24 protein-coding genes and 1 tRNA gene are annotated in these 24,341 nt (G+C 68.3%); 22 read left to right on the forward strand and 3 right to left on the reverse strand.

The window, feature by feature from the left end; translation table 11 throughout:
• Positions 1 to 1,424: hypothetical protein (locus tag OXR60_RS17515; RefSeq protein WP_267397251.1), on the forward strand; the 1,424-nt coding region annotated here is incomplete at its 5' end.
• 93 nt (positions 1,425 to 1,517) lie between these two features.
• A complete protein-coding gene (locus OXR60_RS17520; protein ID WP_267397252.1) occupies positions 1,518 to 4,346 on the forward strand; it encodes a TonB-dependent receptor in 2,829 nt (942 codons plus the stop codon).
• A 69-nt stretch (positions 4,347 to 4,415) separates the two neighbouring features.
• Here OXR60_RS17520 and OXR60_RS17525 read toward each other — a convergent pair whose 3' ends face one another.
• On the reverse strand, positions 4,416 to 5,087 hold the full coding sequence (locus OXR60_RS17525) for a 2OG-Fe(II) oxygenase (RefSeq protein WP_267397253.1): 672 nt from the start codon (positions 5,085 to 5,087) through the stop codon (positions 4,416 to 4,418).
• 130 nt (positions 5,088 to 5,217) lie between these two features.
• Between OXR60_RS17525 and OXR60_RS17530 the strand changes: the two genes are divergently transcribed.
• The 20 genes from OXR60_RS17530 to OXR60_RS17625 all read left to right on the forward strand — a co-directional run bounded on the left by OXR60_RS17530 (position 5,218) and on the right by OXR60_RS17625 (position 22,550).
• On the forward strand, positions 5,218 to 6,051 hold the full coding sequence (locus tag OXR60_RS17530) for a type II secretion system protein N (RefSeq protein ID WP_267397254.1): 834 nt from the start codon (positions 5,218 to 5,220) through the stop codon (positions 6,049 to 6,051).
• Positions 6,052 to 6,056: 5 nt separating this feature from the next.
• On the forward strand, positions 6,057 to 8,315 hold the full coding sequence (gene gspD, locus OXR60_RS17535; protein WP_267397255.1) for a type II secretion system secretin GspD: 2,259 nt from the start codon (positions 6,057 to 6,059) through the stop codon (positions 8,313 to 8,315).
• A complete protein-coding gene (gene gspE, locus OXR60_RS17540) occupies positions 8,312 to 9,961 on the forward strand; it encodes a type II secretion system ATPase GspE (protein ID WP_267397256.1) in 1,650 nt (549 codons plus the stop codon). Before gspD ends, gspE begins: the two co-directional genes overlap by 4 nt.
• A 71-nt stretch (positions 9,962 to 10,032) precedes the next feature.
• The gene (gspF, locus tag OXR60_RS17545) at positions 10,033 to 11,256 is read left to right on the forward strand and encodes a type II secretion system inner membrane protein GspF (RefSeq protein WP_267397257.1); all 1,224 of its coding nucleotides are present in this window, start codon (positions 10,033 to 10,035) and stop codon (positions 11,254 to 11,256) included.
• Positions 11,257 to 11,264: 8 nt separating this feature from the next.
• Positions 11,265 to 11,705, forward strand: a complete 441-nt coding sequence (gspG, locus tag OXR60_RS17550) for a type II secretion system major pseudopilin GspG (RefSeq protein ID WP_267397258.1) — start codon at positions 11,265 to 11,267, stop codon at positions 11,703 to 11,705.
• A 25-nt stretch (positions 11,706 to 11,730) separates the two neighbouring features.
• Positions 11,731 to 12,177, forward strand: coding sequence for a GspH/FimT family pseudopilin (locus OXR60_RS17555; protein ID WP_267397260.1), 447 nt, complete (start codon positions 11,731 to 11,733; stop codon positions 12,175 to 12,177).
• Complete coding sequence (gene gspI / locus OXR60_RS17560) at positions 12,152 to 12,598, forward strand: type II secretion system minor pseudopilin GspI (RefSeq protein ID WP_267397262.1); 447 nt, start codon at positions 12,152 to 12,154, stop codon at positions 12,596 to 12,598. The genes OXR60_RS17555 and gspI overlap by 26 nt, the downstream gene beginning before the upstream one ends.
• Positions 12,595 to 13,233, forward strand: coding sequence for a type II secretion system minor pseudopilin GspJ (gene gspJ / locus OXR60_RS17565; protein ID WP_267397263.1), 639 nt, complete (start codon positions 12,595 to 12,597; stop codon positions 13,231 to 13,233). Before gspI ends, gspJ begins: the two co-directional genes overlap by 4 nt.
• Positions 13,220 to 14,203: a type II secretion system minor pseudopilin GspK gene (gspK, locus tag OXR60_RS17570; protein ID WP_267397264.1), complete on the forward strand. Its 984-nt coding sequence runs from the start codon at positions 13,220 to 13,222 to the stop codon at positions 14,201 to 14,203. Before gspJ ends, gspK begins: the two co-directional genes overlap by 14 nt.
• Complete coding sequence (gspL, locus tag OXR60_RS17575) at positions 14,200 to 15,273, forward strand: type II secretion system protein GspL (RefSeq protein ID WP_267397265.1); 1,074 nt, start codon at positions 14,200 to 14,202, stop codon at positions 15,271 to 15,273. Before gspK ends, gspL begins: the two co-directional genes overlap by 4 nt.
• The gene (gene gspM, locus OXR60_RS17580) at positions 15,270 to 15,740 is read left to right on the forward strand and encodes a type II secretion system protein GspM (protein WP_267397266.1); all 471 of its coding nucleotides are present in this window, start codon (positions 15,270 to 15,272) and stop codon (positions 15,738 to 15,740) included. The genes gspL and gspM overlap by 4 nt, the downstream gene beginning before the upstream one ends.
• Positions 15,737 to 16,450: a type II secretion system protein N gene (gene gspN, locus OXR60_RS17585; protein WP_267397267.1), complete on the forward strand. Its 714-nt coding sequence runs from the start codon at positions 15,737 to 15,739 to the stop codon at positions 16,448 to 16,450. Before gspM ends, gspN begins: the two co-directional genes overlap by 4 nt.
• A gap of 49 nt (positions 16,451 to 16,499) precedes the next feature.
• Positions 16,500 to 16,576, forward strand: a tRNA-His gene (locus OXR60_RS17590).
• Positions 16,577 to 16,601: 25 nt separating this feature from the next.
• Complete coding sequence (locus tag OXR60_RS17595; RefSeq protein WP_267397268.1) at positions 16,602 to 17,648, forward strand: Glu/Leu/Phe/Val dehydrogenase dimerization domain-containing protein; 1,047 nt, start codon at positions 16,602 to 16,604, stop codon at positions 17,646 to 17,648.
• Positions 17,649 to 17,765: 117 nt separating this feature from the next.
• Entirely contained in the window at positions 17,766 to 18,491 is a 726-nt protein-coding gene (gene ccmC / locus OXR60_RS17600; protein WP_267397269.1) for a heme ABC transporter permease CcmC, read from the forward strand.
• Positions 18,492 to 18,591: 100 nt separating this feature from the next.
• Positions 18,592 to 19,038, forward strand: a complete 447-nt coding sequence (ccmE, locus tag OXR60_RS17605; protein ID WP_267397270.1) for a cytochrome c maturation protein CcmE — start codon at positions 18,592 to 18,594, stop codon at positions 19,036 to 19,038.
• Entirely contained in the window at positions 19,035 to 20,972 is a 1,938-nt protein-coding gene (locus OXR60_RS17610) for a heme lyase CcmF/NrfE family subunit (RefSeq protein ID WP_267397271.1), read from the forward strand. Before ccmE ends, OXR60_RS17610 begins: the two co-directional genes overlap by 4 nt.
• Entirely contained in the window at positions 20,969 to 21,496 is a 528-nt protein-coding gene (locus OXR60_RS17615; RefSeq protein WP_267397272.1) for a DsbE family thiol:disulfide interchange protein, read from the forward strand. The genes OXR60_RS17610 and OXR60_RS17615 overlap by 4 nt, the downstream gene beginning before the upstream one ends.
• Positions 21,497 to 21,549: 53 nt before the next feature.
• Positions 21,550 to 21,921: a cytochrome c-type biogenesis protein gene (locus tag OXR60_RS17620; RefSeq protein WP_267397289.1), complete on the forward strand. Its 372-nt coding sequence runs from the start codon at positions 21,550 to 21,552 to the stop codon at positions 21,919 to 21,921.
• Positions 21,849 to 22,550 (forward strand): hypothetical protein, encoded by a 702-nt coding sequence (locus tag OXR60_RS17625; protein ID WP_267397273.1) that lies wholly within the window; start codon positions 21,849 to 21,851, stop codon positions 22,548 to 22,550. The genes OXR60_RS17620 and OXR60_RS17625 overlap by 73 nt, the downstream gene beginning before the upstream one ends.
• A 237-nt stretch (positions 22,551 to 22,787) precedes the next feature.
• Here OXR60_RS17625 and OXR60_RS17630 read toward each other — a convergent pair whose 3' ends face one another.
• Positions 22,788 to 23,006: a DUF3072 domain-containing protein gene (locus OXR60_RS17630; protein WP_267397274.1), complete on the reverse strand. Its 219-nt coding sequence runs from the start codon at positions 23,004 to 23,006 to the stop codon at positions 22,788 to 22,790.
• 61 nt (positions 23,007 to 23,067) lie between these two features.
• Complete coding sequence (ald, locus tag OXR60_RS17635; RefSeq protein ID WP_267397275.1) at positions 23,068 to 24,174, reverse strand: alanine dehydrogenase; 1,107 nt, start codon at positions 24,172 to 24,174, stop codon at positions 23,068 to 23,070.
• Between the last annotated feature and the right edge of the window lie 167 nt (positions 24,175 to 24,341).

Raw genomic sequence — 24,341 nt, forward strand, 5'->3', positions numbered from 1 at the left:
CCTCCACCTCGGGCCAGCCGGCGGCGATCGTGATCACCCCGGAAGAGCAGCTCGCGATCGTCAACGCCGGCACCAACAACAACGTCAACGGCGTCGGCGCGACGCTCAACGGCATCTACCCGGCCGCCGCTGCGTCGCTCGCGACCGCGACCGATCCGTCGTCGATCAACAGCTTCTTCACCAGCACCAATTATGTCGGCGCGCTCAACGGGCCCACCGATACCGCCTTCCAGGATTGGACCTGCAACTCGACCACCGCGCAGTTCGGCGGCAGCGGCGGCGCCTGCACCGCGGTGCCCGCGATCGGCACCGGCGGCTCGGCCGCAGCCTGCCCGACCGGCACGATCGACGACGGCCTGGTCCAGACCTTCCGCGCCTGCCGCCTGCCGGCCGCGGTCACCACCAGCCTGACGCTGCCCAAGATCGCCGGCGTCTTCTACCGCCTGCGCGGCCAGACCGAGGTCGGCACCGATGTCGGCACCACCGGCGCCGACAGCGGCATTACCCTGACGATCGAGCCGGGCGTCGTCGTCGCCGCGGATTCGTCGGAGGCGACCAACGATCTGCTGCTCGTCAATCGCGGGTCCAAGATCAACGCCGTCGGCACCCGCGCGCTGCCGATCATCTTCACCTCGCAGCAGAACCTCGCCGCCAACGGCGTATCCGATGCTTCGCAGGGCCAGTGGGGCGGCGTCATCCTGCTCGGCCGCGCGCCGATCGCGCCCTGCGCCAGCGGCGCGAACAATGCCGGCGGCACCTCCACCACCTGCCAGCAGGCGATCGAGGGCGTCACCGGCCGCTTCTACGGCGGTCCCACCGCGGCCGACTCGAGCGGCGCCATGTCCTATGTGCAGATCCGCTATTCGGGCATCGCCATCTCCGAAGGCAATGAGCTGCAGGGCCTCACCCTCGGCGGCACCGGCTCGGGCACCACGCTCGATCACATCCAGAGCCACAATTCGGCCGACGACGGCATCGAGATCTTCGGTGGCGCCACCAACATCAAGTATATCGCGGTCACCGGCGCCGATGACGACGGCTTCGACATCGACAGCGGCTATCGCGGCTTCATGCAGTTCATGATCGCCTCGCAGCGGCTGCTCGGCGCCACCGCCGACTCCTTCTCGACCGAGATCGACTCGAACGGCAACGAGGATCTGCTGCCGAGGACCTTCGCGACCTATGCGAACTTCACCTTCATCCAGACCGCGCTCGCCCCGTCGGCGATCCGCCAGCGCGGCGGCTCGGACATGCGCTTCGTCAACGGCGTGGTCCGCACGCCGGCCAACGTGACCTGCGTTAACTTCATCGCGTCCGAGAAGAGCCAGGCCGATCGCTCGACGGTGCGCCCGGCGGACGCGTCGATCCAGGAGTTTGGCGCGCCGTCGTTCAACTCGGTCTACTTCGCCTGCCAAGGCCGCTGAGGCGCCTCACGCTCCTCAGTGAATGATCCCGGGGTGGCGGCAGCGCCGCCCCGGCGATCTGTTTAAAAGCCTCCTGATCCGGGAAACTTGGCCATGCAGCAGCGGCACGCCCTAGGCACTCTCCTTCTTCTTTCGTCCTTCCTCGTCGCGCCCGCGGTGCTCGCGCAAACTGCTGGTGGCACCGCCTCGCCGAGCGCGGCGACCCCGCCCGCGGCGCAGACCTCCACTCCGGCGACCTCGGTCCAGACCGGCGACGCCGCAGCCGATGTTCCCGGCGAGGCGGGCGAGGAGCAGGTCGAGATTTCGGCCCCCGGCATGAGCAACGATGTCGCCGACATCGTCGTCGTCGGGCGCAACATCCCCAACACGGTCCGCGCCACCGCGCAGATCGTCTCGGTGCTGTCGGCGGCGGACATCGCGCGGACGGGCGAGGGCGACATCGCCGGCGCGCTGACCCGCGTCACCGGCTTGTCAGTGGTCGGCGGCGGCTTCGTCTACGTCCGCGGCCTCGGCGATCGTTATTCCTCGTCGCTGCTCAACGGCTCGCCGCTGCCGAGCCCCGAGCCGCTGCGCCGTTCGGTGCCGCTCGACATCTTCCCGACCACCATCGTCGGCTCGGCGCTGGTCCAGAAGACCTATTCGGTGAACTATCCCGGCGAGTTCGGCGGCGGCGTCATCAATCTCACCACCAAGGCGGTGCCGGAGAAGAGCTTCGTCTCGGCGGGCGCGTCGGTGTCGGCGGACGATGCCACCACCAGCGAGCTCGGCTATACCTATTATGGCGGCGATGCCGACTGGCTGGGCTTCGACGACGGCACCCGCAAGGTGCCAGCCTTCATCCGCAATGCGCCCAAGGGCAGCGGCATCATCGATGCCGCGCAGGTCGGGCAGCTGTCCAACGCCTCCACCACCCTGCTCCAGCGCAACAACCAGCTGCCGGCGAACTTCTCGGCCGAACTGTCGGGCGGCTCGGTGTTCGATCTCGGCGCGTCGCGGCTCGGGCTGATCTCGTCCTTGAGCCTCAGCAACACCTTCCGCACCCGCTCGTCCACCCAGCAGGACAGCGTCACCGCCGACGGCGCGCTGCGCAACGACTTCACCACGCTGATCACCGACAATCGCGTGGTGGCTAACGCCTTGGTCGGCGTCGGGCTGGAATTCGGCGCGAACACCATCCGCTGGACCAACGTCTATATCCACGACACGCTCAAGCAGGCGCGCGGTGCGGCGGCGGTGCAATATGTCAACACCAGCGGGCTGCGCTTTCAGCAGAACACCAGCTGGTTCGAGCGCCAACTGATCGAATCGCAGCTAGTCGGCGAGTTCAAGATCACCGACGCGCTCAAGGTCGACGCGCGCGGCGCCTATGCCAATTCCAAGCGCAACGCGCCTTATGAGCGCCAGTTCGACTATCTCTGCTCGGCTGCGACCCCGGGCGGCACCGCCACCTATGATGGCGGCAATGGCGCGACCGGCTATCAGTGCAATGGCGCCTATCAGGTCAGCAACCGCTTCTCGCCGTTCGCCTCGATCATCTTCTCGGAGTTGAGCGAGGATCTGTGGACCGGCCAGGCCGACGCCACCTACCAGATCGAGGCCGAGCGGCCGATGACGCTGTCGGCGGGCTATTTCTACCAGGATACCCAGCGCAGCTCGTCGCGGCTCCAGTTCAACTACCAGACCTCGAACGGCGCCGGCACCGCGCCCGCCTATCCCTATAGCCTGCTGCGGCCTGACTATCTGCTCAGCCCGGACGTGCTGGGCAACGCCTGCCCGGGGCAGCTCAACCCGTGCACCATCCAGCTGCAGTTCAACACCCCGCAGGGGGCCTATGCCTATGACGCCGGGCTCACCGTCCACGCCGGCTACGTCCAGGCCGAGGCCGAGGCGCTCGACGGTCTGCGCGCGGTGATCGGCGTCCGCTACGAGACCGCCAAGGAAGACGTCACGCCGATTGGGGACTTCACCTCCACCCGCCTCAACAACGATTACTTCCTGCCCGCAGCGACGCTGACCTGGAACTTCGCCGAGAACATGCAGCTGCGCGCCAGCGCGTCGAAGACGATCTCGCGCCCGCAGTTCCGCGAGCTCGCGCCCCAGCAGTTCCGCGATCCCGATTCGGACCGGCTGTTCTTCGGCAACCCCTTGTTGCGCGATTCCAAGCTCTACAACCTCGAGGCGCGCTACGAATGGTTCTTCAAGCGTGACGAGCGCTTCACGCTGGCGGGCTTCTACAAGCGGATCGACAATCCGATCGAGCAGGTCGGCTTCTACACCGGTTCGGACGATCGCCTGCAGACGGGCTTCACCTATCTGCCGCGCGCGTCGCTGTACGGCGGCGAGGTCGAGCTGCAGAAATACTTCCGCCTCGGCGACGTGATCGGCGGCGACTTCTTTGCCACCCGCCGCGCGGTGCTGATCGCCAATTACACTTATACCCAGTCGTCGATCACCGCCGACGGCAGCTGTGTGCCCAGCGTCACCACCGCCAACCAGGGCCTGGGCGGCTGCGGCGAAGGGTTCCGCCCCGCCGTCGACCAGTTCCGCGACGGCGCGCCGCTCACCGGCCAGTCGGATCATCTCGTCAACGTCCAGGTCGGGCTCGAGGACACTGCCTCGCTGTCGCAGATCACCTTGCTGTTCAACTACGCCAGCGATCGCGTCACCAACCGCGGCCCGGCGCTGATCGGCCAGGACGGCTTCCAGCCCGACATCGTCGAGCATCCCGGCATCCGCCTCGACCTCGTCGCGCGCCAGGGCGTCAACATGTTCGGCGGCAAGTTCGAACTGAAGGCCGAGGCGCGCAACCTCACCCGCACCAATTATCGCGAAAGCCAGACGTTCGCCGGCGGCACCGAGGTATACATCAACCGCTACAAGCTCGGTCGGGTATTCACGCTGGGGGCGAGCGTGACGTTCTGATCAGAGAGCGACATCGTCATCCCAGCGCAAGCTGGGGTGACGAATGGGGGCGAGGTGGCCAGCCCCGCATCACCCCCACGGCTTCTCCCGAAACCATTTGGTGATCACATATTTCACCCCGCTGCGCACCTTCATCCCCTGGTGCAGCGTCGCCGGGTTGGGCGAGCCGTCGGCGCGGCGGTTGTTCCAGGCGACCATCTTGCCGGTCTCGGGGTGGATGATCTTGTCGACCGCCTTGAACCGCGTCGCGCCGCCCGCCTCGGGCGCGTTGAGATAGACCATCACCGTCCAGGTGCGGTTGCCGGCGACCCCGCAATAGCGCTGATAGTCGCGCCCGGTCGGCTCGAAATAGTCGGTATGGCCTTTGAACTCCTGCCCCACCGCATAGCGCTGCCCTTGCAGCGGCTCGCCATGCGCGCCGTCGAGCCCGGTGACCGCGGCGATCCGCGCCTCCACCGCAATCACCAGCGGGTCGGTGGGATCGAGATCGCCGGTCTCGCTGGTGCGATAGCTCGCATCGCCATTCGAATCGGCGATCGTCGAGGGCCGGCGCACCGCATCGATCCGCTCGATCACGCCGGCGCATTGCTCGGGCGACAGGAAGCCGCGCGCGACGAACAGATCGAGCTTGGCGCTCGGCACCTTCTGGATGCCGGGCTGGGCGATCAGCCGCGCCGCGATCGGCGCGCCATCGAGTCCGCTGCCGAGCGTCGCACCCGGGGAAAGGGAAAGATCGGTCATGGCCTCTTCTATCCTCGTGGTCGGCGCGCGGCCATAATGTCGGTGCGATAACTTCCGTCCATGTCAGCCCTTTGACGCATCAGCGTAACATGGCATGCGTAGGCGCAGCGATGCGGGAACGGGTAACCATATGCAGTTGAAACTCGACGCGCGCGCGCGCCGCTGGTTGCGGCGCCTGCCTGTCGTGAACGTCTATTCGCTGGCGGAGTTGATCCTGATCGCAGGATTGGCGATCCAGGCGGCGCGGCTGGTGTGGACGCTGGTGACCCCGGTGACGCCGCTGGGCGACTGGCGTCCGGCCGAGATCAGCGTGCCCGGCTCGCCCGGCGACGTGATCGCCAGCTTCGATCCCTTCTTCCGCCTCGGCGCCCGCCAGCAGGGCCCCGCCACCGTCACCTCGCTCCAGCTCACCCTGTTCGGCACCCGCGTCGACGAGGCGTCGGGCCGCGGCTCGGCGATTCTCGCCGGGCCCGACAACGTCCAGAAGAGCATCGCGGTGGGCGAGGAGATCCAGCCCGGCGTCCATCTCAAGGCGGTCGCCTTCGATCACGTCACCATCGATCGCGGCGGCGCCTCGGAAGACTTGTTCCTGGTCCAGTCGGATGCGCCGCCACCCTCGCCGGAAGCCATCCAGTCCGGCGGCACCCCGCCGGCGCCGCCGTCTCCGCCCGGCGGCGGCATCGCGATCGGCCAGCTGCGCAGCGAGTTTGGCTTCATTCCGCGGATCGACGGCGGCCGCATCTCCGGGCTCGTCGTCCGCCCGCAGGGCAGCGGCGCCGCGTTCCGCGCCGCGGGGCTGCGCGACGGCGACGTCGTCACCGCGATCGGCGGCCGCCCGGTTACCGGCCCGGGAGATCTCGACCGGATCACCACTGACTTTGCCAAGGGCGGCAACATCCCCATCACCGTCGAGCGCGGCACCCAGACGCTGCCGCTCGCCATCACGATCGCACCGAACCCATGAGCTCGATGAAGAACCTTTTCCTGTCCTCCGCGGTCGCGCTCGCCTCGCCGGCGTTGCTCGCCGCCCCTATTGCCGCGCAAACCACGCTCAACGTCCGCGATGCCGATATCCGCGCCTTCATCGCCGATGCCGCCAAGGTCACCGGCCGGGTGTTCATCATCGATAGCCGCGTCCAAGGCAAGGTGACGGTGGTCACCGATCGGCCGCTGTCGCGCTCCGAATATTTCGAGGTGTTCCTCTCCACGTTGCGCGCCAACGGCCTGGTCGCGGTGCCCACCGGCAACGGCGCGTTCCGCGTCCAGCCGATTGACAACGCCGCCTCGCAGCCGAGCCGGATCGGCAGCGCCGGCGCCAACCGCAACAGCTATGTCACCGAGATCGTCCGCCTGCGCTCGATCGACGCCACCTCGGCGGTGGAGACGGTGCGGCCGTTGGTCAGCGCGCAGGGCGCGGTCAGCGCCAATCGCGCCGGCAACAGCCTGGTGATTGTCGATTTCGCCGACAACATCCGCCGCATCCGCGAGGTGCTGCGCCGCGTCGATCTCGACAATGCCGCCACCCGAGTGATCGCGCTCAAGAACGCCAATGCGCGCGAGATCGCCACCGCGCTGCAGGGGGCGGCCGGTGGCGCGGGCACGGGCGGCACCGCCGGCGGCCCGAGCGGCGGCCCCGGCGCCTCGGTGGTCGCGGTAGAAAGCTCCAACTCTGTGGTGATCCGCGGCGATGCCACCAGCGTCGCCCGGCTCGCCCAGGTCGCGCTCGATCTCGATCAGAAGGCCAAGAACGGCACCGAGATCAAGGTGATCTACCTCGAGAATGCCGATGCCGAGCAACTGCTGCCGGTGCTCCAGCAGCTCGTCGGGCAGACGCCGGACCAGCCGCAGCAGACCCAGCTGTCACGCTCCACCTTCGGCAGCAACGGCCAGAACGGCTCGGGCACCGGCACCAGCGGCGGCGGCGGCCAGTCGTTCGGCCAACAGTCGCAGCAGGTCGTTCAGCCCTCCGCCTCCGCCTCCTCGTCGTCGGGCGGCGGCTCGGGCCAGCCGGCGCTGACCACGCAAGGCGGGCGCACCGCCGCGGTCGTCACCCGCTTCGCCGGCGCCAACGCCATCGTCATCGCCGCGCCCGCCGATATCCAGCGCCAGCTTACCGAAGTGGTGCGTCAGCTCGATACCCGGCGCGAGCAGGTGCTGGTCGAGGCGATCGTCGCCGAGGTGTCGGACACCACCGCCAAGACGCTGGGCGCCCAGTTCCTGATCGGCGATCCCAGCGGCGGCGCGTTCGGCGCCTCCACCTTCGCCAATTCCGCGCCCAATATCCTCCAGATCGCCGGCGCGATCGGTGCCACCCAGCTGTCCACCTCGTCCACCACCACCACCAATACCGACGGCAGCACCACCACCACCAAGAACACCAGCGACGCTGCCGACACGCTCGCGCAATCGGCGATCACCTCGATCCTCGGCGCCAGCGGCGGCTTTGGCGGGTTCGGCGGCAAGATCGGCAGCACCTTTTTCGGCGCGATCATCAACGCGGTGAAGAGCGATACCCAGTCCAACCTGCTCCAGGTTCCCCATCTGGTCACGCTCGACAATCAGGAAGCGCACAGCCTGGTTGGCCAGGAGATCCCGATCACCACCGGCCAGGCGCTGTCGACCAACTTCGACAATGCGTTCCGCACCACCCAGCGCGAGAATGTCGGCATCGAGCTGACGGTACGCCCGCAGGTCAATTCCAGCGGCACGGTGAAGCTCAACCTGCGCCTCGAGGTCAGCTCGATCGCCGGCCCGGTGTCGAGCGACAACAGCGATCTGATCCTCAACAAGCGCGAGGTGGAGACGACGCGGACGGTGGACGACGGCCAGATCGCGGTGATCAGCGGGCTCTTGGATGACAACGAGCGCCGCACCATCGAGAAGATCCCGCTGCTCGGCGACATCCCCGTGCTCGGCAACCTCTTCACCTCCAAGGCGAAGACGCGGGCGAAGACCAACCTGATGATCTTCATCCGCCCAACCATCCTGCGCACGGCCGAGGACAGCCGCCGCATCACCGAGCAGCGCTACGGCTATCTCCGCCTTCAGCAGGGCCTGCAGGGCGGCCCCAACGAGGAGCCGTCGATCGACGAGCTCGTGCGCGACTATCTCGGCGCGGCGCCGCCGATCCCCTCGGCGCCGATCCCCGGCAACATCGAGGATCCGCGCATCGGCGTGCCGGTCCAGCGCACCTCGACCACCGTGATCCATACCGGCAAGCGGCGATGATCATCCGCGAGGGCAACGCCTTCGACCAAGGCCAGTCCCCTTCAGGGGAGGGGTTGGGATGGGGCAGTGCGGCGGAGGCCGCGCTCGGTGAGACACGCCCCGCCCCTTACCCCTCTCCTGAAGGGGAGGGGCGAGACGCTCCAGCGGTCGTCCCCCAGCTGACGCTGCCCTATGCCTTCGCCCGCAAGTTCGGCGTCGTCATCCAGCATACCGACGCTGACAGCCAGCTCACGGTCGCGCTGCGCACCGGTGCCGATCCCAAGGCGCTGCTCGAGGTCCGCCGCTATCTTGCCAAGCCGTTTGCGGTCGCCGTGGTCGAGGCGCCGGCGTTCGATCGCCTACTCTCCGACAATTATGCGATGGACGGCCAGGCCACCGCGCTTGCCGCGGTCGGGATGGGTGACGAGCTCGATCTCCTCGCCGGCGATCTGCCGACCGCCGAGGATCTGCTCGATACTGCCGATGATGCCCCCGCGATCCGGCTGATCAACGGCGTCATCGCCGATGCCGCACGCAACGGCGTGTCGGACATCCACATCGAGCCTTATGAAAGCGGCCTCGTCGTGCGCATGCGCATCGATGGCGTGCTCCGCGAGACGCTGCGCATGCCGCCGCATGTCGCCCCCGTCGTCGTCAGCCGGATCAAGGTCATGGCCCGACTCGACATCGCCGAGCGGCGGGTGCCGCAGGATGGCCGCATGGGGCTCACCCTCGGCGGCAAGCTGCTCGACGTCCGCGTCTCGACCTTGCCGAGCCGCGCCGGCGAGCGCGTGGTGCTGCGTATCCTCGACAAGGACAATGCCGGGATCGATCTCGAGGCGCTCGGCATGAACGATGCGATGTACGCGCTGCTGCGCGGCGCGCTTGCCGAGCCCAACGGCATCATCCTCGTCACCGGGCCGACCGGCTCGGGCAAGACCACCACGCTCTACGGCGCGCTGCGCCTGCTTAACGATGGCAGCCGCAACATCCTCACCGTCGAGGATCCGGTCGAATATGCCGTCGACGGCGTCGGCCAGACCCAGGTCAACGCCAAGGTCGGGCTCACCTTTGCGGCCGGCCTGCGCGCCATCCTCCGCCAGGATCCCGACGTGGTGATGGTCGGCGAAATCCGCGATCGGGAGACCGCGGAGATCGCCGTCCAGGCCTCGCTCACCGGCCATCTGGTGCTCTCCACCGTCCACACCAACGATGCGGTCGGCGCGATCACCCGGATGCGCGACATGAAGGTCGAGCCGTTCCTGCTCGCCTCGACGCTGCGCGCGGTGATCGCCCAGCGGCTGGTCCGCCGCCTCTGCCCGGTCTGCCGTCACCCGGTCGCCGCCAATGCCGGCGTCGCCGCCTCGCTCGGGATCGATCCGGGAACGACGGTCTATGAAGCGGTCGGCTGCGAGGCCTGCAGCCACACCGGCTTCAAGGGCCGGATCGGCGTCTACGAGGCGGTCCGCGTCGACGAGACGATCCGTCGCCTGATCAACGACGGCGGCGACGAACAGGCGATCACCCGCCACGCCTTCGCCCGCAGCCCCACCCTCGGCCAGGCCGCGCGCGAGCTGGTGAGGGCAGGGCTGACCACGCCCGAGGAGGCGATCCGTGTCTCGCGGCGCGACGCGACTGACCCGGTGGTGGACGACGTGGATGCGTGATCGGCTGTCCGGCGCCAGCAATGGGCTGGGTCATCGTCTTTTCCCCTCCCTGGTCGGGGAGGGGCTGAACCATGGCTGATTTCGACTATCTCGCGATCGACACCCGCGGCCAGGAGCAGCGCGGCCATGTCGCCGCCGCGAGCCTTGATGCCGCGCGCACCGCGCTCGATCGCCGCAAGCTCTATGTCGTCCGCATCGAGCCCGGCTCGCCGCCGCCAGCGCGCAGCCGGCCGCTGTTCGGCCTCCAGCTCGGCCGCGCCAAGATGGGTACCAAGCAGCTCACCCTTTTTACCCGCCAGCTCGCCACCCTCAACCGCGTCTCGCCGCTCGAGGAGTCGCTGCGCACCATCACCCGCCAGACCGAGCAGGACAGCGTCCGCGCGATCGTCGCCCAGGTCCACACCGGCGTTGTCGAAGGCCGCCGCCTCGCCGATTCGATGGCGCGCGAGCCCCGCAGCTTCCCGCCCTTGTACCGCGCGATGGTCGCCGCCGGCGAAAGCTCGGGTACCTTGCCGACCATCCTCGATCGCCTCGCCGCGCTGCTCGAGCGCCAGGCCGAGATCCGCGGCAAGCTGATCACCGCGCTCGCCTATCCGACCATCCTCGCGGTGGTCGCATTGGGCGTCGTTACCGCGTTGATGATGTTCGTCGTTCCCCAAGTTGTCGAGCAATTTGATACGGTTGGCCAGCAATTGCCGTTCCTCACCCGGGTCGTGATCGGCTTCTCGGACGTGCTGGTCGGCTATTGGTGGGTGATGCTCCTATGCGTGATGTTAGTGAGTTTAGGCGGCTGGTACGCGCTCAAGGATCCCGCCTTCCGGCTCGCGGTGGATAGCTGGCTGCTGCGGCTGCCGCTGCTCGGCCGGCTGCTCCGCGACCTCCATGCCGCGGGCATGGCGCGCACGCTCGGCACCATGGTGGCGAGCCGCCTGCCACTGCTCGAGGGCCTCACCTTGACGGCCAGCACCATCCACAACCGCCGCCTCCGCCTCGCCTCGGACGAGATCGTCGACGCCATCCGCGGCGGCGGCAGCCTGTCGGCGGCGATGCGCCGCGCCGGGGTGTTCCCGCCGTTGCTCACCTATCTCGCCGCCTCCGGCGAGGCGGCGGGCCGGCTCGACGAGATGCTCGAGCGCGCCGCCGACTATCTCGAGCGCGAGTTCGACCGCTTCACCGCGACCGCGCTGTCGCTGCTCGAGCCGGCGATCATCGTCGTGATGGGGGGCATCGTCGCCACCATCGTGCTATCCATCCTGCTGCCGATCCTCCAGCTCAACACGCTGGCCGGCCAATGAGGACCCTTATGCGTACCGAACCCAACAAGCGCCGCCGGAACGAGGAGGGCTTTACGCTCGTCGAGCTGATGGTGGTGATCGTGATCATCGGCCTGCTCGCGACGATCGTCGCGCTCAACGTGCTACCCTCGGGCGACAAGGCGCGGGTGGAGAAGGCCAAGGCCGATATCGCACAGATCGAGGGCGGGCTCGAGCTCTACCGGCTGCAGATGTCGGTCTATCCCAACACCACCCAGGGCCTGGCCGCGCTGGTCAGCGCCCCCGCCGGGATCGATGCCTCGCGCTACCAGCGCGGCGGCTATCTCAAGAAGCTGCCCAACGACCCCTGGGGCCGCCCCTATCTCTATGCGTCGCCCGGCCAGCATGGCGAGGCCGACGTCTGGACCTTCGGTGCCGATGGCAAGGAAGGCGGCGAGGGGATCGATGCCGATATCGGCAGCTGGCAATAACAGCGGCGAACCTGGCGTCACGCCCGTGACGCGCTTTGCCGAACGCGGCTTCACGCTGGTCGAGCTGATGGTCGTGGTCACGATCATCGGGCTCGCCTCGGCGGTGGCGCTGTGGGCGATGCCCGATCCGCGCGGGCGGGTGGTGGACGAGGCGGCGCGCTTCGCGGTGCGCACCCGTGCGGCACATGACGCCGCGATCGTCGAGGCGCGGCCGGTGAGCCTGTGGGTCACCGCCGGCGGCTATGGCTTCGACCGGCGGCTGGCGGGCAATTGGGTGCCGATCGGCGACAAGCCGCTGCGCGTGACGCGCTGGAGCGATGGTACCCGCGCCGCGATCGGCGAGGCGCGGCTGCGCGTGATCTACGATCCCACCGGTCTCGCCGATCGACCGGCGCAGGTGACGCTGAGCCGCGGCGGCGCGCGCGCGGTGATCGACATGGCCGCCGATGGCACCGTCCGTGTCGCCAGCTGAGCGCGACCGGGTCGCCGGCTTCACCCTCATCGAGATCATGGTCGCGCTGGCGGTATTCAGCTTGGCGGTACTCGCGCTGATCCGCCTCGAGGGCGCGACGGTGCGCGGTGCCTCCATCCTCGACGACACGATGGTGGCCAATCTGGTCGCGCACAACGTCGCGGTCGATGCAGTCACCGACGGCGTACCCCCAGGAGTCGGCCGCGAGAGCGGGGTCGAGGTCAATGCCGGCCGCTCGTGGCGGTGGACTCGCGAGGTACGCCCGACCGGCAATGCCCAGATCCTGCGCATCGACGTTGCGGTGCAGGATCGTACCGGCACCACGCTCGGCCACACGACGATGATCAGGCCGCCATCTGCTCCACAAGCGACGCCCGGCCCAAGCCCGCGCCCGACGCCGACGCCGGGCAGCAAATCATGACGCGCGCCGACATCGACCAGCGGACCCGCGGCTTCACTCTCGTCGAGGTCATGGTCGCGCTGTTGATCTTCGGCATGATCGCCGCTGCGGGCGTGGCGATCCTGTCGTTCAGCATCCGCACCCAGGGCGTGACCAACAGTCGCTTCGACGACATCGCCGCGCTCAACCGCACGGCGTCGCTGCTGTCGGGCGATCTCGGCCAGGCGGTCGACCGCCCGGCGCGCGACGAGGCGGGAACGACGTTCCCCGCCTTCGTCGGCAGCGCCGATGGCCAGCTGCGCTTCGTCCGCACCGGCTGGAGCAATATCGATGCGGCGCCGCGGGCAAGCGCGCAGAAGGTTGCCTATCAGCTGGTCGGCGGCGTGCTGCAGCGGCTGGCCTATCCGATGCTGGATGGGGCGGCGCCGCTGCCGCCGGTGGCGCTGCTCGATCATGTCCGCCAGGTCGGCACCCGCTACCGGTTCCAGGGAGCATGGAGCGATCGCTGGGACGGCAGCCAGGGGGCGGCCCTGCCGCAGGCGGTGGAGTTCACGATCCAGCGCGACACCGGCAGCGGCCTGCGGATCATGCTGCTGGTCGGCACCGGCTATGCCTCGCCGCAGAATGGCGTCGGAGGTACCAATGCACCGGCCTGACCGCGAGCGCGGCGCGGCGCTGCTCACCGTGCTGATGCTGGTCGCGGTGATCGCGGTGATGGCGGGCGCTGCGCTCGAGCGGCTGCGGCTGACCACGCGGCTGGCGGCGAATGCCGCTGCCGGCGAGCAGGCCCGCGCCTATGCGCAGGCCGCGGAGACGCTGGCGACCAGCCGGATTACCGACCTGCTCAGCCGCAGCCCCTCGCGCGTCACGCTCGCGGGGGACTGGAGCGGCAAGCCGTTCGGCCTGCCGCTGCCCGGCGGCGTCGCGCTGGCGCGGGTGACCGACGGCGGCAATTGCTTCAACCTCAACGGACTGGTCACCCGCAGCGGCCCCGGCATTTATTCAAGCACGGGATCGAACCCGGCCCGGCTCGAGTTTGCGCGGCTGATGCGCCTGCTCAACGTGCCCGCGCAGATTGCCGACGGCATCGCCGCAAGCACCGCCGACTGGATCGACACCGATCAGGACCAGCAGGCGGGCGGCGCCGAGGACAGCGTCTATCTGGCGCGCGAGACGCCCTATCGCACTGGCGGCACGCTGATGGCTGATCCCAGCGAACTGCGCGCCGTGCAGGGGGTGACGCCGACGATCTATGCGACGCTGAAGCCATGGATCTGCACCTTGCCCAACGCGAAGCTCGCAACGCTCAACATCAACACGCTGACGCCCGAGCAGGCACCGCTGATCGCGATGCTGTTCCCCGACAATCTGTCGGTCGGCGCGGCACGGAGCATGATCCTCCGCCGTCCGCCGCAGGGCTTCGGCGACACCACCACCTTCTTCAACCTGGCATCGGCGAGTAGCTCGACGGGCCAGGATACGAGCCAGGCGGCGGTGACGTCGCAATGGTTCGCGCTGCGCATCGATGTCACCTTGGGGAGCACGCAATTGCAGGAAAGGGCATTGATCGACGCAAGCCGTCTTCCCGCGCGGCTCGTGGCACGGCAATGGGGAGACGAGACATGACCACCTTGCTGTTCCTTCCCTCCGCTTCACGCGACTATCGATGGATCTCGCTCGACGCATCGGGCGTGACCGGCGAGGGCGATGGCATGCCCGCGGGCGATGATGCGACGGTGGCGATCGTGCCCGCGGAGGCGGTGACGCTGCATTGGGCGGAGCTGCCGTCGCGCTCGCCGGCACAGGCGGCCGCGGCGGCGCGCATCCTCGCCGCCGAGGTCAGCGCCGCACCGCTGACCGAGCTGCATGTCACGGTGGGCGACGAGGCGAGCGTTGATCGTCCAATCGGCGTGGTCGATGCCGCGGCGATGCGCGATTGGCTGGCGACGCTTGCCGCCGCGGGCATCGATCCTGCCGCGATGATCCCGGCGCCGATGCTACTGCCGCGGCCCGACGACGGCTACGTCCAGGCCCATCTCGCCGGCGCCCAACTGGTGCGCGGCCGCTCCACCGGCTTTGCCGGCGACGAGGTGATCATGCCGTTCGTCACCGGGGGTACCGAGCCCGAACTGCTCGACGACCTCGTGCTGGCGCGATCGCTGCTCGCGGCGGCGGCGCGTCCGCCGCTCGATCTACGCCAGGGCGCATTCGCCCGGCGGCGCAAGGTAGCGCTCGATTGGGCCCTGATCCGTCGTCTTGCGCTGCTTGCCGCCGGCATCCTGCTGGCGACGCTGGCGATCGATCTTGTCCGCATTGCCAAATACAGTTTCGGTGCCGACGCGCTCGAGGGGCGCGCCGACGCGCTGGGACGGACGGGCCTCGCGCGCGGCGAGACCGTCACCGATGTCGATCGCCAGTTGAGCGAGCGCGTCGCCGGCGTGCGCGGACCGGGGCTCGGCTTCACCACCACCACAGCCGCCGTCTACGCCGCGGTCCGTGCGATCCCGGGGGTCGAACTCACCGGCCTCGACTTCCAGAGCAATGGAGACCTTCGCCTGTCCGTCGCCGCAACCCGCGAATCGCTGCCGACCGATCTCAAGCGCCAGCTCGAAGGGGCAGGCTTCGTCGTCACCGCCGGCACCTTCCAGTCCGCCGGCGGCCGCGTCACCGGTGAGATGACGGTGAAGCGGCCATGAGCGGGATCCGCCAGTGGTTTGAAGGGCGATCGCTGCGCGAGCGGCGGATGATCCTGGTCATGCTGGGGCTGCTGGCGCTTACGATCCTGTGGGGCGGGATCATCCGCCCGGTGCGTGATGGGCTGTCGAGCGCGCGCGAACGCCACGCCGATGCCGTGGTGCGGCTCGCCGCCACCCAGTCCGAGCTAGCCGCGATCAAGGGCGCCGGCCGGCTGGTGCCGCTCACCGGATCGCTGGCCGACGCGGTGCGCCTGCGCGCCGATGCCGCCGGCTTTTCGGTCACCTCGCTCGACGAGCCGGGGGCAGGGCGGATCCACCTTGTCATCCAGTCGGCGCGCTCGGCGGCGCTCGGCCGATGGCTGGCGCAATTGGAGCGAAGCGGCGTGTTGATCGATTCGGCGACGTGGCGGGACAATGGCGACACCACCGTGGCCGCCGATCTCGTGCTGCGGGCGCGGGTGGCATGAGGCGGATCCGCCTCACCACCACGCCGGCGGTGCTGTTCGGGCTGATGATGGTCATCGCATTGATCCTGTTCCTGCCGATGCGGCTGGCGCTCGGCTGGGCGGGGCTCGCCGACGAGGGGTTTGCCGCCCGATCCGTCTCGGGGAGCGTCTGGGCCGGCCGGTTGAGCGAGGCGCAGTTCGGTGATCTGGCACTCGGCTCGCTCGACGCCGGCGTGTCGCCGCTGGCGCTGCTGATCGGCCGCGCCCGGGTGTCGCTGCGTGGCAGGGGCGGCGATCTGCACGGCACGATCACGCTCAGCCGTCACAGCCAGGGCGTCGACGATCTCACCGCGACCTTGCCGACCGGACGGGTGTTCGCACCGCTCCCGGTGACCGCGCTGTTGCTGGAGGACGTCACCGTCCACTTCACCGACGCGACGTGCGACAAGGCCGACGGCCGGGTGCGCGCGACGCTGGTCGGCGAGGCAGGGGGCATCGGCCTGCCGCCATCGGTGTCCGGCACCGCGCGGTGCGACGGCGGCGCGCTGCTGCTGCCGCTCGCTAGCCAGGCCGGCACCGAAAGCGTCCAGCTGCGAATCACGGGCGAGGGCCGCTACACCGCGGTGCTGCAGATCGTCCCGGCGGATCCGACCGCGGCGCAGCGGCTCGCCGCGTCCGGCTTCATCGCCACCGCACAGGGATATCGTCTTTCGATCGAAGGAAGCTTCTGATTGCCTTGACGGGCCGTGATCACCCCGGCTAGGGGCACGATCCTTCGCGGCGATCGTAGTTCAATTGGTTAGAGCGTCGGCTTGTGATGCCGGATGTTGCGGGTTCAAGTCCCGTCGGTCGCCCCATTCCCTTTTTGCGAAAAGATGCGCGATGGCTGGCTGGGGATTCGCTGACTTCGACGACCATGAGGGCGTCCATCTGTTCACGGATCCCGCGTCGGGCCTCCGTGCCGTGATCGCGATCCACTCCACCCACCTCGGCCCCGCGGCCGGTGGCGCGCGCTTCTGGCATTATGCCGATGCCGCGCAGGGCATCACCGATGCGCTGCGCCTGTCGCGCGGGATGAGCTTCAAGAACGCGATGGCCGGACTCGAGCTCGGTGGCGGCAAGGGCGTGATCCTCGCCGATCGCCCAGGCCAGGTGATCTCGACCGAACAGCTCCAGGCATTCGGCCGCGCGGTCGAATCGCTCGGCGGCAAATATGTCACCGCCGAAGACGTCGGCATGTCCGAAGCGCGGATGAAGGTGATCGCCGGCGAGACGCGCTACGTTTCCGGCCTGCCCGTCGCGAGCGGTGCGGCGGGCGGCGATCCCGGTCCCTATACCGCCCACGGCATCTATCTCGGCGTTAAGGCCGCCGCGAAGCGCGGGCTGAACGCGTCAGACATGCAGGGCGTGCACGTCGTCATCCAGGGCGTCGGCTCGGTCGGCGGCGGGCTTGCCCGGCTGCTCGCCAAGGACGGCGCCAAGCTGACTCTCGCCGATGTTGATGCGGCACGCGCCGCCGCGCTCGCTGCCGAACTCGGCGCCGAGACGGTTGCCGCGGGCGCTATCCTCGGTGTCGAGGCCGACATCTTCAGCCCCAACGCGCTCGGCGCGATCCTCACCGAGGCGACCATCCCGACGCTGACCGCCAAGGTCGTCGCCGGTGGTGCCAACAACCAGCTCGCCACCCGCGAGGATTACGATCGCCTCCACGCGCGCGGCATCCTCTACGCGCCTGATTATGTGATCAATGCCGGCGGGATCATCAATGTCGGGCTCGAATATCTCGGCCAGGGCGACGAGGCCGAGGTGATGGCGCGGATCGCCAAGATTCCGGGCCGCCTCGACGCGATCTGGGATGAAAGCGAGCGCACCGGCACCTCCGCGGCCGAGGTCGCCGACATCCAGGCCGAGCGGCTGATCGGTCGTTAAGGCTGACGACCTGACAACGCATCGAGTCAGCGCCATCGACCCTGGTTTCTAAGATCGGGGCAGCCCGTCGCGCGGGCAGGTGACGCAGCGCGATTTTGGCCATATCACCCCTGGATCGTGCCAGCCCTTCATGCCCTCGCCAAGCCTGCGCGCTTCCTCCAGATCGCCCGGCCGCTGACGCCGCTGCTGGCCTGGGCCGGCATCGTACTGATCGCGATCGGCTGCTGGGCCGGGCTGACGCAGACGCCGCCCGACTATCTCCAGGGCGAGACGGTGCGGATCCTCTATATCCACGTTCCCGCGGCATGGCTCGGCATGGGCGGCTGGAGCGGCATCGCGCTCGCAAGCATCGCCTTCCTGGTGTGGCGGCACCCGCTGGCGCAGATCGCCGCGCGTGCGATCGCGCTGCCGGGCGCGACGTTCGCGGCGTTGTGCCTCGTCACCGGATCGATCTGGGGCCGGCCGACCTGGGGCACCTGGTGGCAATGGGATGGCCGGCTAACGTCGATGCTGCTGCTGTTCTTCGTCTACTGCGGCTATATCGCGCTCGCCCGCGCCGATGCCGAGCGCGGCGGCGATGGCCGGATCCCCGCGCTCTACGGGATCGCCGGTTCGGTGCTGCTTCCGGTCATCCGTTACTCGGTGGTGTGGTGGAACACGCTTCACCAGGGGCCGAGCATAGGCCTCACGCGCTCGTCGATCGATCCCTCCATCCTGTGGCCGCTGCCGATCATGCTGATCGGGTTCAGCCTGTTTTTCGCCGCGATCGTGCTGATGCGAATGCGCGCGATGCTCGCCACCGCCAAGGCCGAGGCGAGAATGCGGCGGATGGCGCGCGCATGAGTCCTTGGCCGTTCGTCGCCGCCGCATACGGCATCACCCTGGCCGGTAGCGCGATCGTCGCGCTGGCGAGCTATTGGGCGATGCGCCGGGCGGAGCGGCGATGAAGCCGCGCCACCAACGTCTTACCCTCGCCCTGCTCGCGCTCGCTGCCGTGGTTGCGGCAGGGTTGCTCGCCTTGTCGGCGCTCAAGGACCAGGCGGCGTTCTTCTATGCGCCGTCTGACGTGAAGCGAGACGGACTGCCGCTCGGCCGCGCGGTGCGCCTTGGCGGGATGGTCGAGGCGGGGTCGGTCAGTCGCGCGGCCGACGGCGTCACCGTGCGCTTCGTGGTCGGCGACGGACAGGCGAGCACACCGGTGCGCTTCGCCGGGATCGTTCCCGATCTCTTTCGTGAACGGTCGGGCGTGGTCGCCGAAGGGCATTTCAACCCCGACGGCAGCTTTACCGCTACCAACCTGCTCGCCAAGCACGACGAGAAGTACATGCCGCCGCCGATGGTCAAGACCAAGGCGGGCGCGATGCACGAGACTAGGACGCTGGCGCGATGATGGCGGAAGCCGGACTGGCGGCGCTGTGGCTGGCCGCGGCGTTGGCGGCGCTGCAGTTGCTCGTCGCCGCGCTGGCGGTGCGATCCTCGACGGCGCCGGTCGGTGCGGATCTGCTGGCGGCGGTACGGCCGGTGGCGATCATCCAGGGGGCGCTGGTGCTGAGCGCGATGGCGATGCTGATCGGCGTGTTCCTCGATTCCGACATGTCCGTGAAGCTGGTGGTGGAGAACAGCCATTCCGCCAAGCCGTGGCTGTACAAGTTCGCCGGTGCCTGGGGAAACCACGAAGGCTCGATGCTGCTGTGGGTGACGATCCTCGGTCTTGGCGGCGCCGCGGTCGCGGGGTTCGAACGGCGGCTGCCGGAGGCGACCTTGACCGCCACGCTCGGCGCGCAGGCGGCGATCGCACTGGGCTTCTATGCCTTCCTGCTGTTTGCTTCCAACCCGTTTGCGCGGCTCAACCCGGCCGCACCCGACGGGCTGGGGCTCAACCCGCTGCTCCAGGACCCCGGCCTCGCCTTCCATCCGCCGACGCTGTACATCGGCTATGTCGGCATCTCGATCGCCTTCTCCTTCGCGGTCGGCGCGCTCGTCACCCGCGACGTCGGCCCGGTGTTCGCCCGAGCGATGCGGCCGTGGGTGCTTGGCGCGTGGATCTTCCTCACCCTCGGCATCACCGCCGGCTCCTATTGGGCTTATTACGAACTCGGCTGGGGCGGCTGGTGGTTCTGGGATCCGGTGGAGAATGCGTCGCTGATGCCCTGGCTGGCGGCGACCGCATTGCTCCATTCGGTGACGGTGCTCGCCACTCGTGACGGTCTGCGCGCCTGGACGGTCATGCTCGCAGTGGTAGCCTTTTCAATGTCGATGGTTGGCACCTTCCTGGTGCGCTCGGGCATCCTCACCAGCGTCCACGCCTTTGCGGTAGATCCGGCGCGGGGCGCCTTCATCCTCGCCCTACTCGCCATCTATATCGGGGGGGCGCTGGTGCTGTTCGCGGCTCGCATCGGCACCGTGCGGATCGGCAACACCTTTGAACTGGTCAGCCGCGAGGGCGGGCTGGTGCTCAACAACCTGCTGTTGTCGGTAATCCTCGGCATTGTCCTGATCGGCACGCTCTACCCGCTGGTCGCGGCGAGCTTCGGCGTGCAGCTCTCGGTCGGACCGCCGTTCTTCAACAAGGCGGCGGGGCCGATCGCGCTCACGCTGGTGGTGACGATGGCGGTGGGGCCACTGCTGCGCTGGCGTCGCGACGAGCCAACGGCGCTGATCGCCCGGCTGATCTGGCCGATCGGCGCGAGCTGCTTTGCCGCCGCCGGGTTGGTGGTGTTCGCGGATATCGGCCTGCTGCCGTTCCTCGGCCTGTCGCTGGCCGCGGGGCTAGCCGTCGCCAGCGTGATTCCGCTCACCGGCCGGGCAGTGCGGCGCATTCCGCTGTTCACTTGGGGCATGGTTATCGCCCATTTCGGCATCGCCGTCAGCCTTGCCGGCATGGCCTGCGACAGCGCCTTCACCAGCGAAACCCTAGTCGCGGCGGCGGTCGGCCAGCCGGTGGCGGTAGGCCCCTATGTGGTGCGGCTCGATGGTATCAAGCCGGTGGTGGGTGACAATTGGTCTGCACTCGAAGCGCGGCTCAGCGCCACCCGCGACGACGACACGCTGATCCTGCGCCCGCAATCGCGCTTCTTCAGCACGCCGGCGACGACCACCAATGAAAGCGCGATCGCCACCACCTGGGATGGCCAGCTTTATACGGTGCTCGGCCAGCCCAACGGCGATGGCCGCTGGCAGCTGCGGCTGTGGTGGAAGCCGTTCGTGACGCTGATCTGGCTTGGCGGCGCGATGGTCGCGTTCGGCGGCCTGCTCTCGCTGGTAGGGCGGTGGCAGCGCGAGCGACGGTCACGGCTCCGCGCACTGGCGGACTATTGGGCATGAAGCGCTGGCTGCTGTGGCTGCCGCTGGTGGCATTTGCGACCGTGTTCGCGGTGGTTGCGCTTGGCCTGCTCAAGCCTGCCGACCGCACGGTCCGTTCGGCGATGATCGGTAAGCCGCTGCCCGCTTTCCGCCTTGCGCCGCTGGTAGCGGGAAAGCCGGGATTGGACACCGCGATTTTTCGGCAGGGGCAGCCGCATCTGCTCAACGTGTTCGCGAGCTGGTGCATTCCTTGCGCAGCCGAGGCGCCGCAGCTGATGCGGCTGAAGGCGTTGGGCGTGCCGATCGAGGGGGTGGCGATCCGCGATACCGCGCCGGCGCTTGCGGACTTCCTCGCGCGGAATGGCGATCCTTACGCTCATATTGGCGACGATCCACAAAGCGCCGTCCAGCTTGCCTTGGGCTCATCCGGCGTTCCGGAAAGCTTCGTGATTGATGGTCAGGGGCGGATCGTTCTCCAGCACATCGGCGACATCCGATACGACGACGTCGACGCGATTGCCGCTGCTGTGCGGGCAGCACGATGATCGCGCGCGGTCGTACCCTCTCGGGCTGCGTTGCCCTGGCGGCGGCGTTGACGATGGCCTCCGACGCCGCGGCCGATCCATCGACGCCGGCGGCGCCACTCGCCAATAGCCAGTTGCGCGATCCTGCCCAGGAGGCGCAAGCCCGCGAGCTGATGGGCACGCTTCGCTGCTTGGTCTGCCAGGGCCAGTCGATCGCCGACAGCGATGCGGCGATGGCGGGCGATATGCGGGCGCTGGTGCGCGAACGTATCCATCAGGGCGAAACCCCAGCTGCGGTGCGCCGCTGGCTGATCGAGCGCTATGGCGACTATGTCACCTACGATCCCCCCCTCGGCGCGGCGACCTGGCCCTTGTGGCTGGCGCCGCTGGCGCTGCTGCTGATCGGCGCGGCGATCGCGCGCTCGAGTTTTCGGCGGCGGCGCTGATGGGCTGGATCGCGCTTCTCCTGCTTGGCCTTGTCGTGCTCGCGGCGGCAATGAAACTGGGCGTGCGGCGACCGCTTTGGTCGATGCTGGGCGCGGCGCTGATGCTCGCGGCGGCCGGTTATGCCTGGCAGGGGCGGCCCCTACTGCCGGCACAGCCGGCGCAGTCGGATCTGCAGGTCGACGCCGAGGATCCTGCCATGCTCGACCTGCGCAACCGGATGCTTGGTACGTTCAGCGGCGATTATCCCTATGTCGCGGCTGGCGATGCGATGGCACGATCGGGTAATCGCGATGCCGCGGTGCGGGTAATCCTCGGCGGGATCAGTCATATTCCCGAAAGCGTGATGCTGTGGACGGCGCTCGGCACCGCTCTCGTCGCGCATGACGGCGGGCAACTCTCGCCGCCGGCTTCTTTCGCCTTCCAGCAGGCGACCCGCCTCTCCCCGCGTCATCCGGCACCGCGCTTCTTCCTGGGGCTGGCGGCGGTGCGGAGCGGCGACTTCAAGGCCGCGCGGGACAATTGGGCGCGAGCGCTGGCGTTGACACCGGCCAATGCCTCGTATCGGTCGGATATCGCGGTGCGTCTGGCACTGCTGGATCGCGTCCTGGCCGTGCAAAGCGCCAAGTAGCGGCTTGGCCGCTGATGGTCGGCATCCGGCGGCCGATCTCCGCGCCCGCAGGCTAGCTGCGCACGCCGTCATCCTGAACTTACTCCAGGATCCATAATCCACCGGTTTTCGCCAGCAGCATTTGGGCCATGGATGCTGAAACAAGTTCAGCATGACGGATGAGGCGGGCGCATCGTTCGCAAAAACCCCCGGCCAGGCAGTGCCTACGACACGGAATCAAGCGAACGAAACCAAGTTCTATTGCCCCCGCCCGGTCTCCGCCTGCAACTCGTCGATCCGCTTCGAGGCATCGGCCTTGTTCAGCGTATCGTCGAATTCCTCATGCGCTTCTTCGCTCAGCGTCTTGAGGTAGCTCGCCTGGGCGCCCGTCATCGGCTCGCCGCCGGTGGTCCAGTCGTCGGGGTTCTTTTCGGCGTTGCCGGTAGGGTGGTCTTTGGGATTGGGCGTGTCGGTCATGGGGTCTTCCTTTCAGAAGACCCCAACCGTCATGTTCCTTTTTCGTTCCATGTGATGGTGGTTAGCCGGGCCATGCCTCAAACGTCAGGTCGAGCGCCTCAGCGACGGCCTGGTGGCGGATCTTGCCGGCCGAGACGTTGAGTCCATTGGCGAGATGCGGGTCCGCCTTCATCGCCGCTTCGGCGCCCAAGGTCGCGAGCTTGATCGCGAACGGTAGCGTCGCATTGTTGAGGGCGATAGCAGACGTCCGCGCCACGGCGCCCGGCATGTTGGCGACGCAATAATGGGTTACGCCGTCCACTTCGAAGACCGGATCTTCATGGGTGGTGGCATGGCTGGTCTCGAAACACCCGCCCTGATCGATGGCGATGTCGACCATCACCGCGCCACGCTTCATCGTCTTGACCATCTCGCGCGTCACCAGCTTGGGGGCGGCGGCGCCGGGCACCAGCACCGCACCGATCACCAGATGCGCGCTCTTCACGGCGGCGGCGATCGCCGCCTTGGAGGCATAGGCCGTCTTGATCTGGCTCGAGAAGAACATGTCGAGTTCGGCGAGGCGATCGTTCGAGATGTCATAGATGGTGACATCGGCGCGCATGCCGACCGCCATCTGCGCGGCGTTGACGCCCGACACGCCGCCACCGAGGATCGCCACCTTGGCCGGGGCGACGCCGGGCACACCGCCGAGCAGCACGCCGCGGCCGCCCTGTTCCTTCTCGAGATAATGCGCGCCGACCTGTACCGACATCCGACCGGCGACCTCGCTCATCGGCTTGAGCAGCGGCAGACCGCCGCGGGCTGCGGTCACCGTTTCATAGGCGATGCAGGTCGCGCCCGAGGCGATCAACCCCTCGGCCTGCGGCTTGTCCGCGGCGAGATGCAGGTAGGTGAACAGCAGGTGGCGCGGCTCGAGCATTGCGATCTCGCTGGCCTGCGGCTCCTTGACCTTCACGATCATGTCCGCGCCGGCGAACACCGATCGCGCATCGGGCAGGATCGACGCGCCCGCTGCGACATAGGAGTCGTCGTCGAAATCGATTCCGGCGCCGGCGCCGGTTTCCACCACCACCTCGTGGCCGGCAGCGACCAGTTCCGCCACCGATGGCGGGGTCAGGCCCACGCGATATTCGTGGTTCTTGATCTCCTTGGGAACACCGACTCGCATCACTATCTCTCCAGTTAGCATGGAGGCGCCTATACAGAGGCGAGGATGGGCTGTCCCGTTGCCTGCGTTCCGCTGCCCATGCTAAGTGGCGCCCTTCGAGGGGCGAAGAACAGGCTGTGAACATGGCGCATTTTGCACAACTTCCCGGGGCGTTACGCGTCCTGTGA

The sequence above is a fragment of the Sphingomonas sp. GC_Shp_5 genome, assembly GCF_026540855.1.
GTDB lineage: Bacteria > Pseudomonadota > Alphaproteobacteria > Sphingomonadales > Sphingomonadaceae > Sphingomonas.

Coding starts and splice junctions, on each gene's coding strand:
- OXR60_RS17520 (WP_267397252.1), top strand. CDS start 1,518: ATGCAGCAGCGGCACGCCCTAGGCACTCTCCTTCTTCTTTCGTCCTTC.
- OXR60_RS17525 (WP_267397253.1), bottom strand. CDS start 5,087: ATGACCGATCTTTCCCTTTCCCCGGGTGCGACGCTCGGCAGCGGACTC.
- OXR60_RS17530 (WP_267397254.1), top strand. CDS start 5,218: ATGCAGTTGAAACTCGACGCGCGCGCGCGCCGCTGGTTGCGGCGCCTG.
- gspD (WP_267397255.1), top strand. CDS start 6,057: ATGAAGAACCTTTTCCTGTCCTCCGCGGTCGCGCTCGCCTCGCCGGCG.
- gspE (WP_267397256.1), top strand. CDS start 8,312: ATGATCATCCGCGAGGGCAACGCCTTCGACCAAGGCCAGTCCCCTTCA.
- gspF (WP_267397257.1), top strand. CDS start 10,033: ATGGCTGATTTCGACTATCTCGCGATCGACACCCGCGGCCAGGAGCAG.
- gspG (WP_267397258.1), top strand. CDS start 11,265: ATGCGTACCGAACCCAACAAGCGCCGCCGGAACGAGGAGGGCTTTACG.
- gspI (WP_267397262.1), top strand. CDS start 12,152: ATGGCACCGTCCGTGTCGCCAGCTGAGCGCGACCGGGTCGCCGGCTTC.
- gspJ (WP_267397263.1), top strand. CDS start 12,595: ATGACGCGCGCCGACATCGACCAGCGGACCCGCGGCTTCACTCTCGTC.
- gspK (WP_267397264.1), top strand. CDS start 13,220: ATGCACCGGCCTGACCGCGAGCGCGGCGCGGCGCTGCTCACCGTGCTG.
- gspL (WP_267397265.1), top strand. CDS start 14,200: ATGACCACCTTGCTGTTCCTTCCCTCCGCTTCACGCGACTATCGATGG.
- gspM (WP_267397266.1), top strand. CDS start 15,270: ATGAGCGGGATCCGCCAGTGGTTTGAAGGGCGATCGCTGCGCGAGCGG.
- gspN (WP_267397267.1), top strand. CDS start 15,737: ATGAGGCGGATCCGCCTCACCACCACGCCGGCGGTGCTGTTCGGGCTG.
- OXR60_RS17595 (WP_267397268.1), top strand. CDS start 16,602: ATGGCTGGCTGGGGATTCGCTGACTTCGACGACCATGAGGGCGTCCAT.
- ccmE (WP_267397270.1), top strand. CDS start 18,592: ATGAAGCCGCGCCACCAACGTCTTACCCTCGCCCTGCTCGCGCTCGCT.
- OXR60_RS17610 (WP_267397271.1), top strand. CDS start 19,035: ATGATGGCGGAAGCCGGACTGGCGGCGCTGTGGCTGGCCGCGGCGTTG.
- OXR60_RS17615 (WP_267397272.1), top strand. CDS start 20,969: ATGAAGCGCTGGCTGCTGTGGCTGCCGCTGGTGGCATTTGCGACCGTG.
- OXR60_RS17620 (WP_267397289.1), top strand. CDS start 21,550: ATGGCCTCCGACGCCGCGGCCGATCCATCGACGCCGGCGGCGCCACTC.
- OXR60_RS17630 (WP_267397274.1), bottom strand. CDS start 23,006: ATGACCGACACGCCCAATCCCAAAGACCACCCTACCGGCAACGCCGAA.
- ald (WP_267397275.1), bottom strand. CDS start 24,174: ATGCGAGTCGGTGTTCCCAAGGAGATCAAGAACCACGAATATCGCGTG.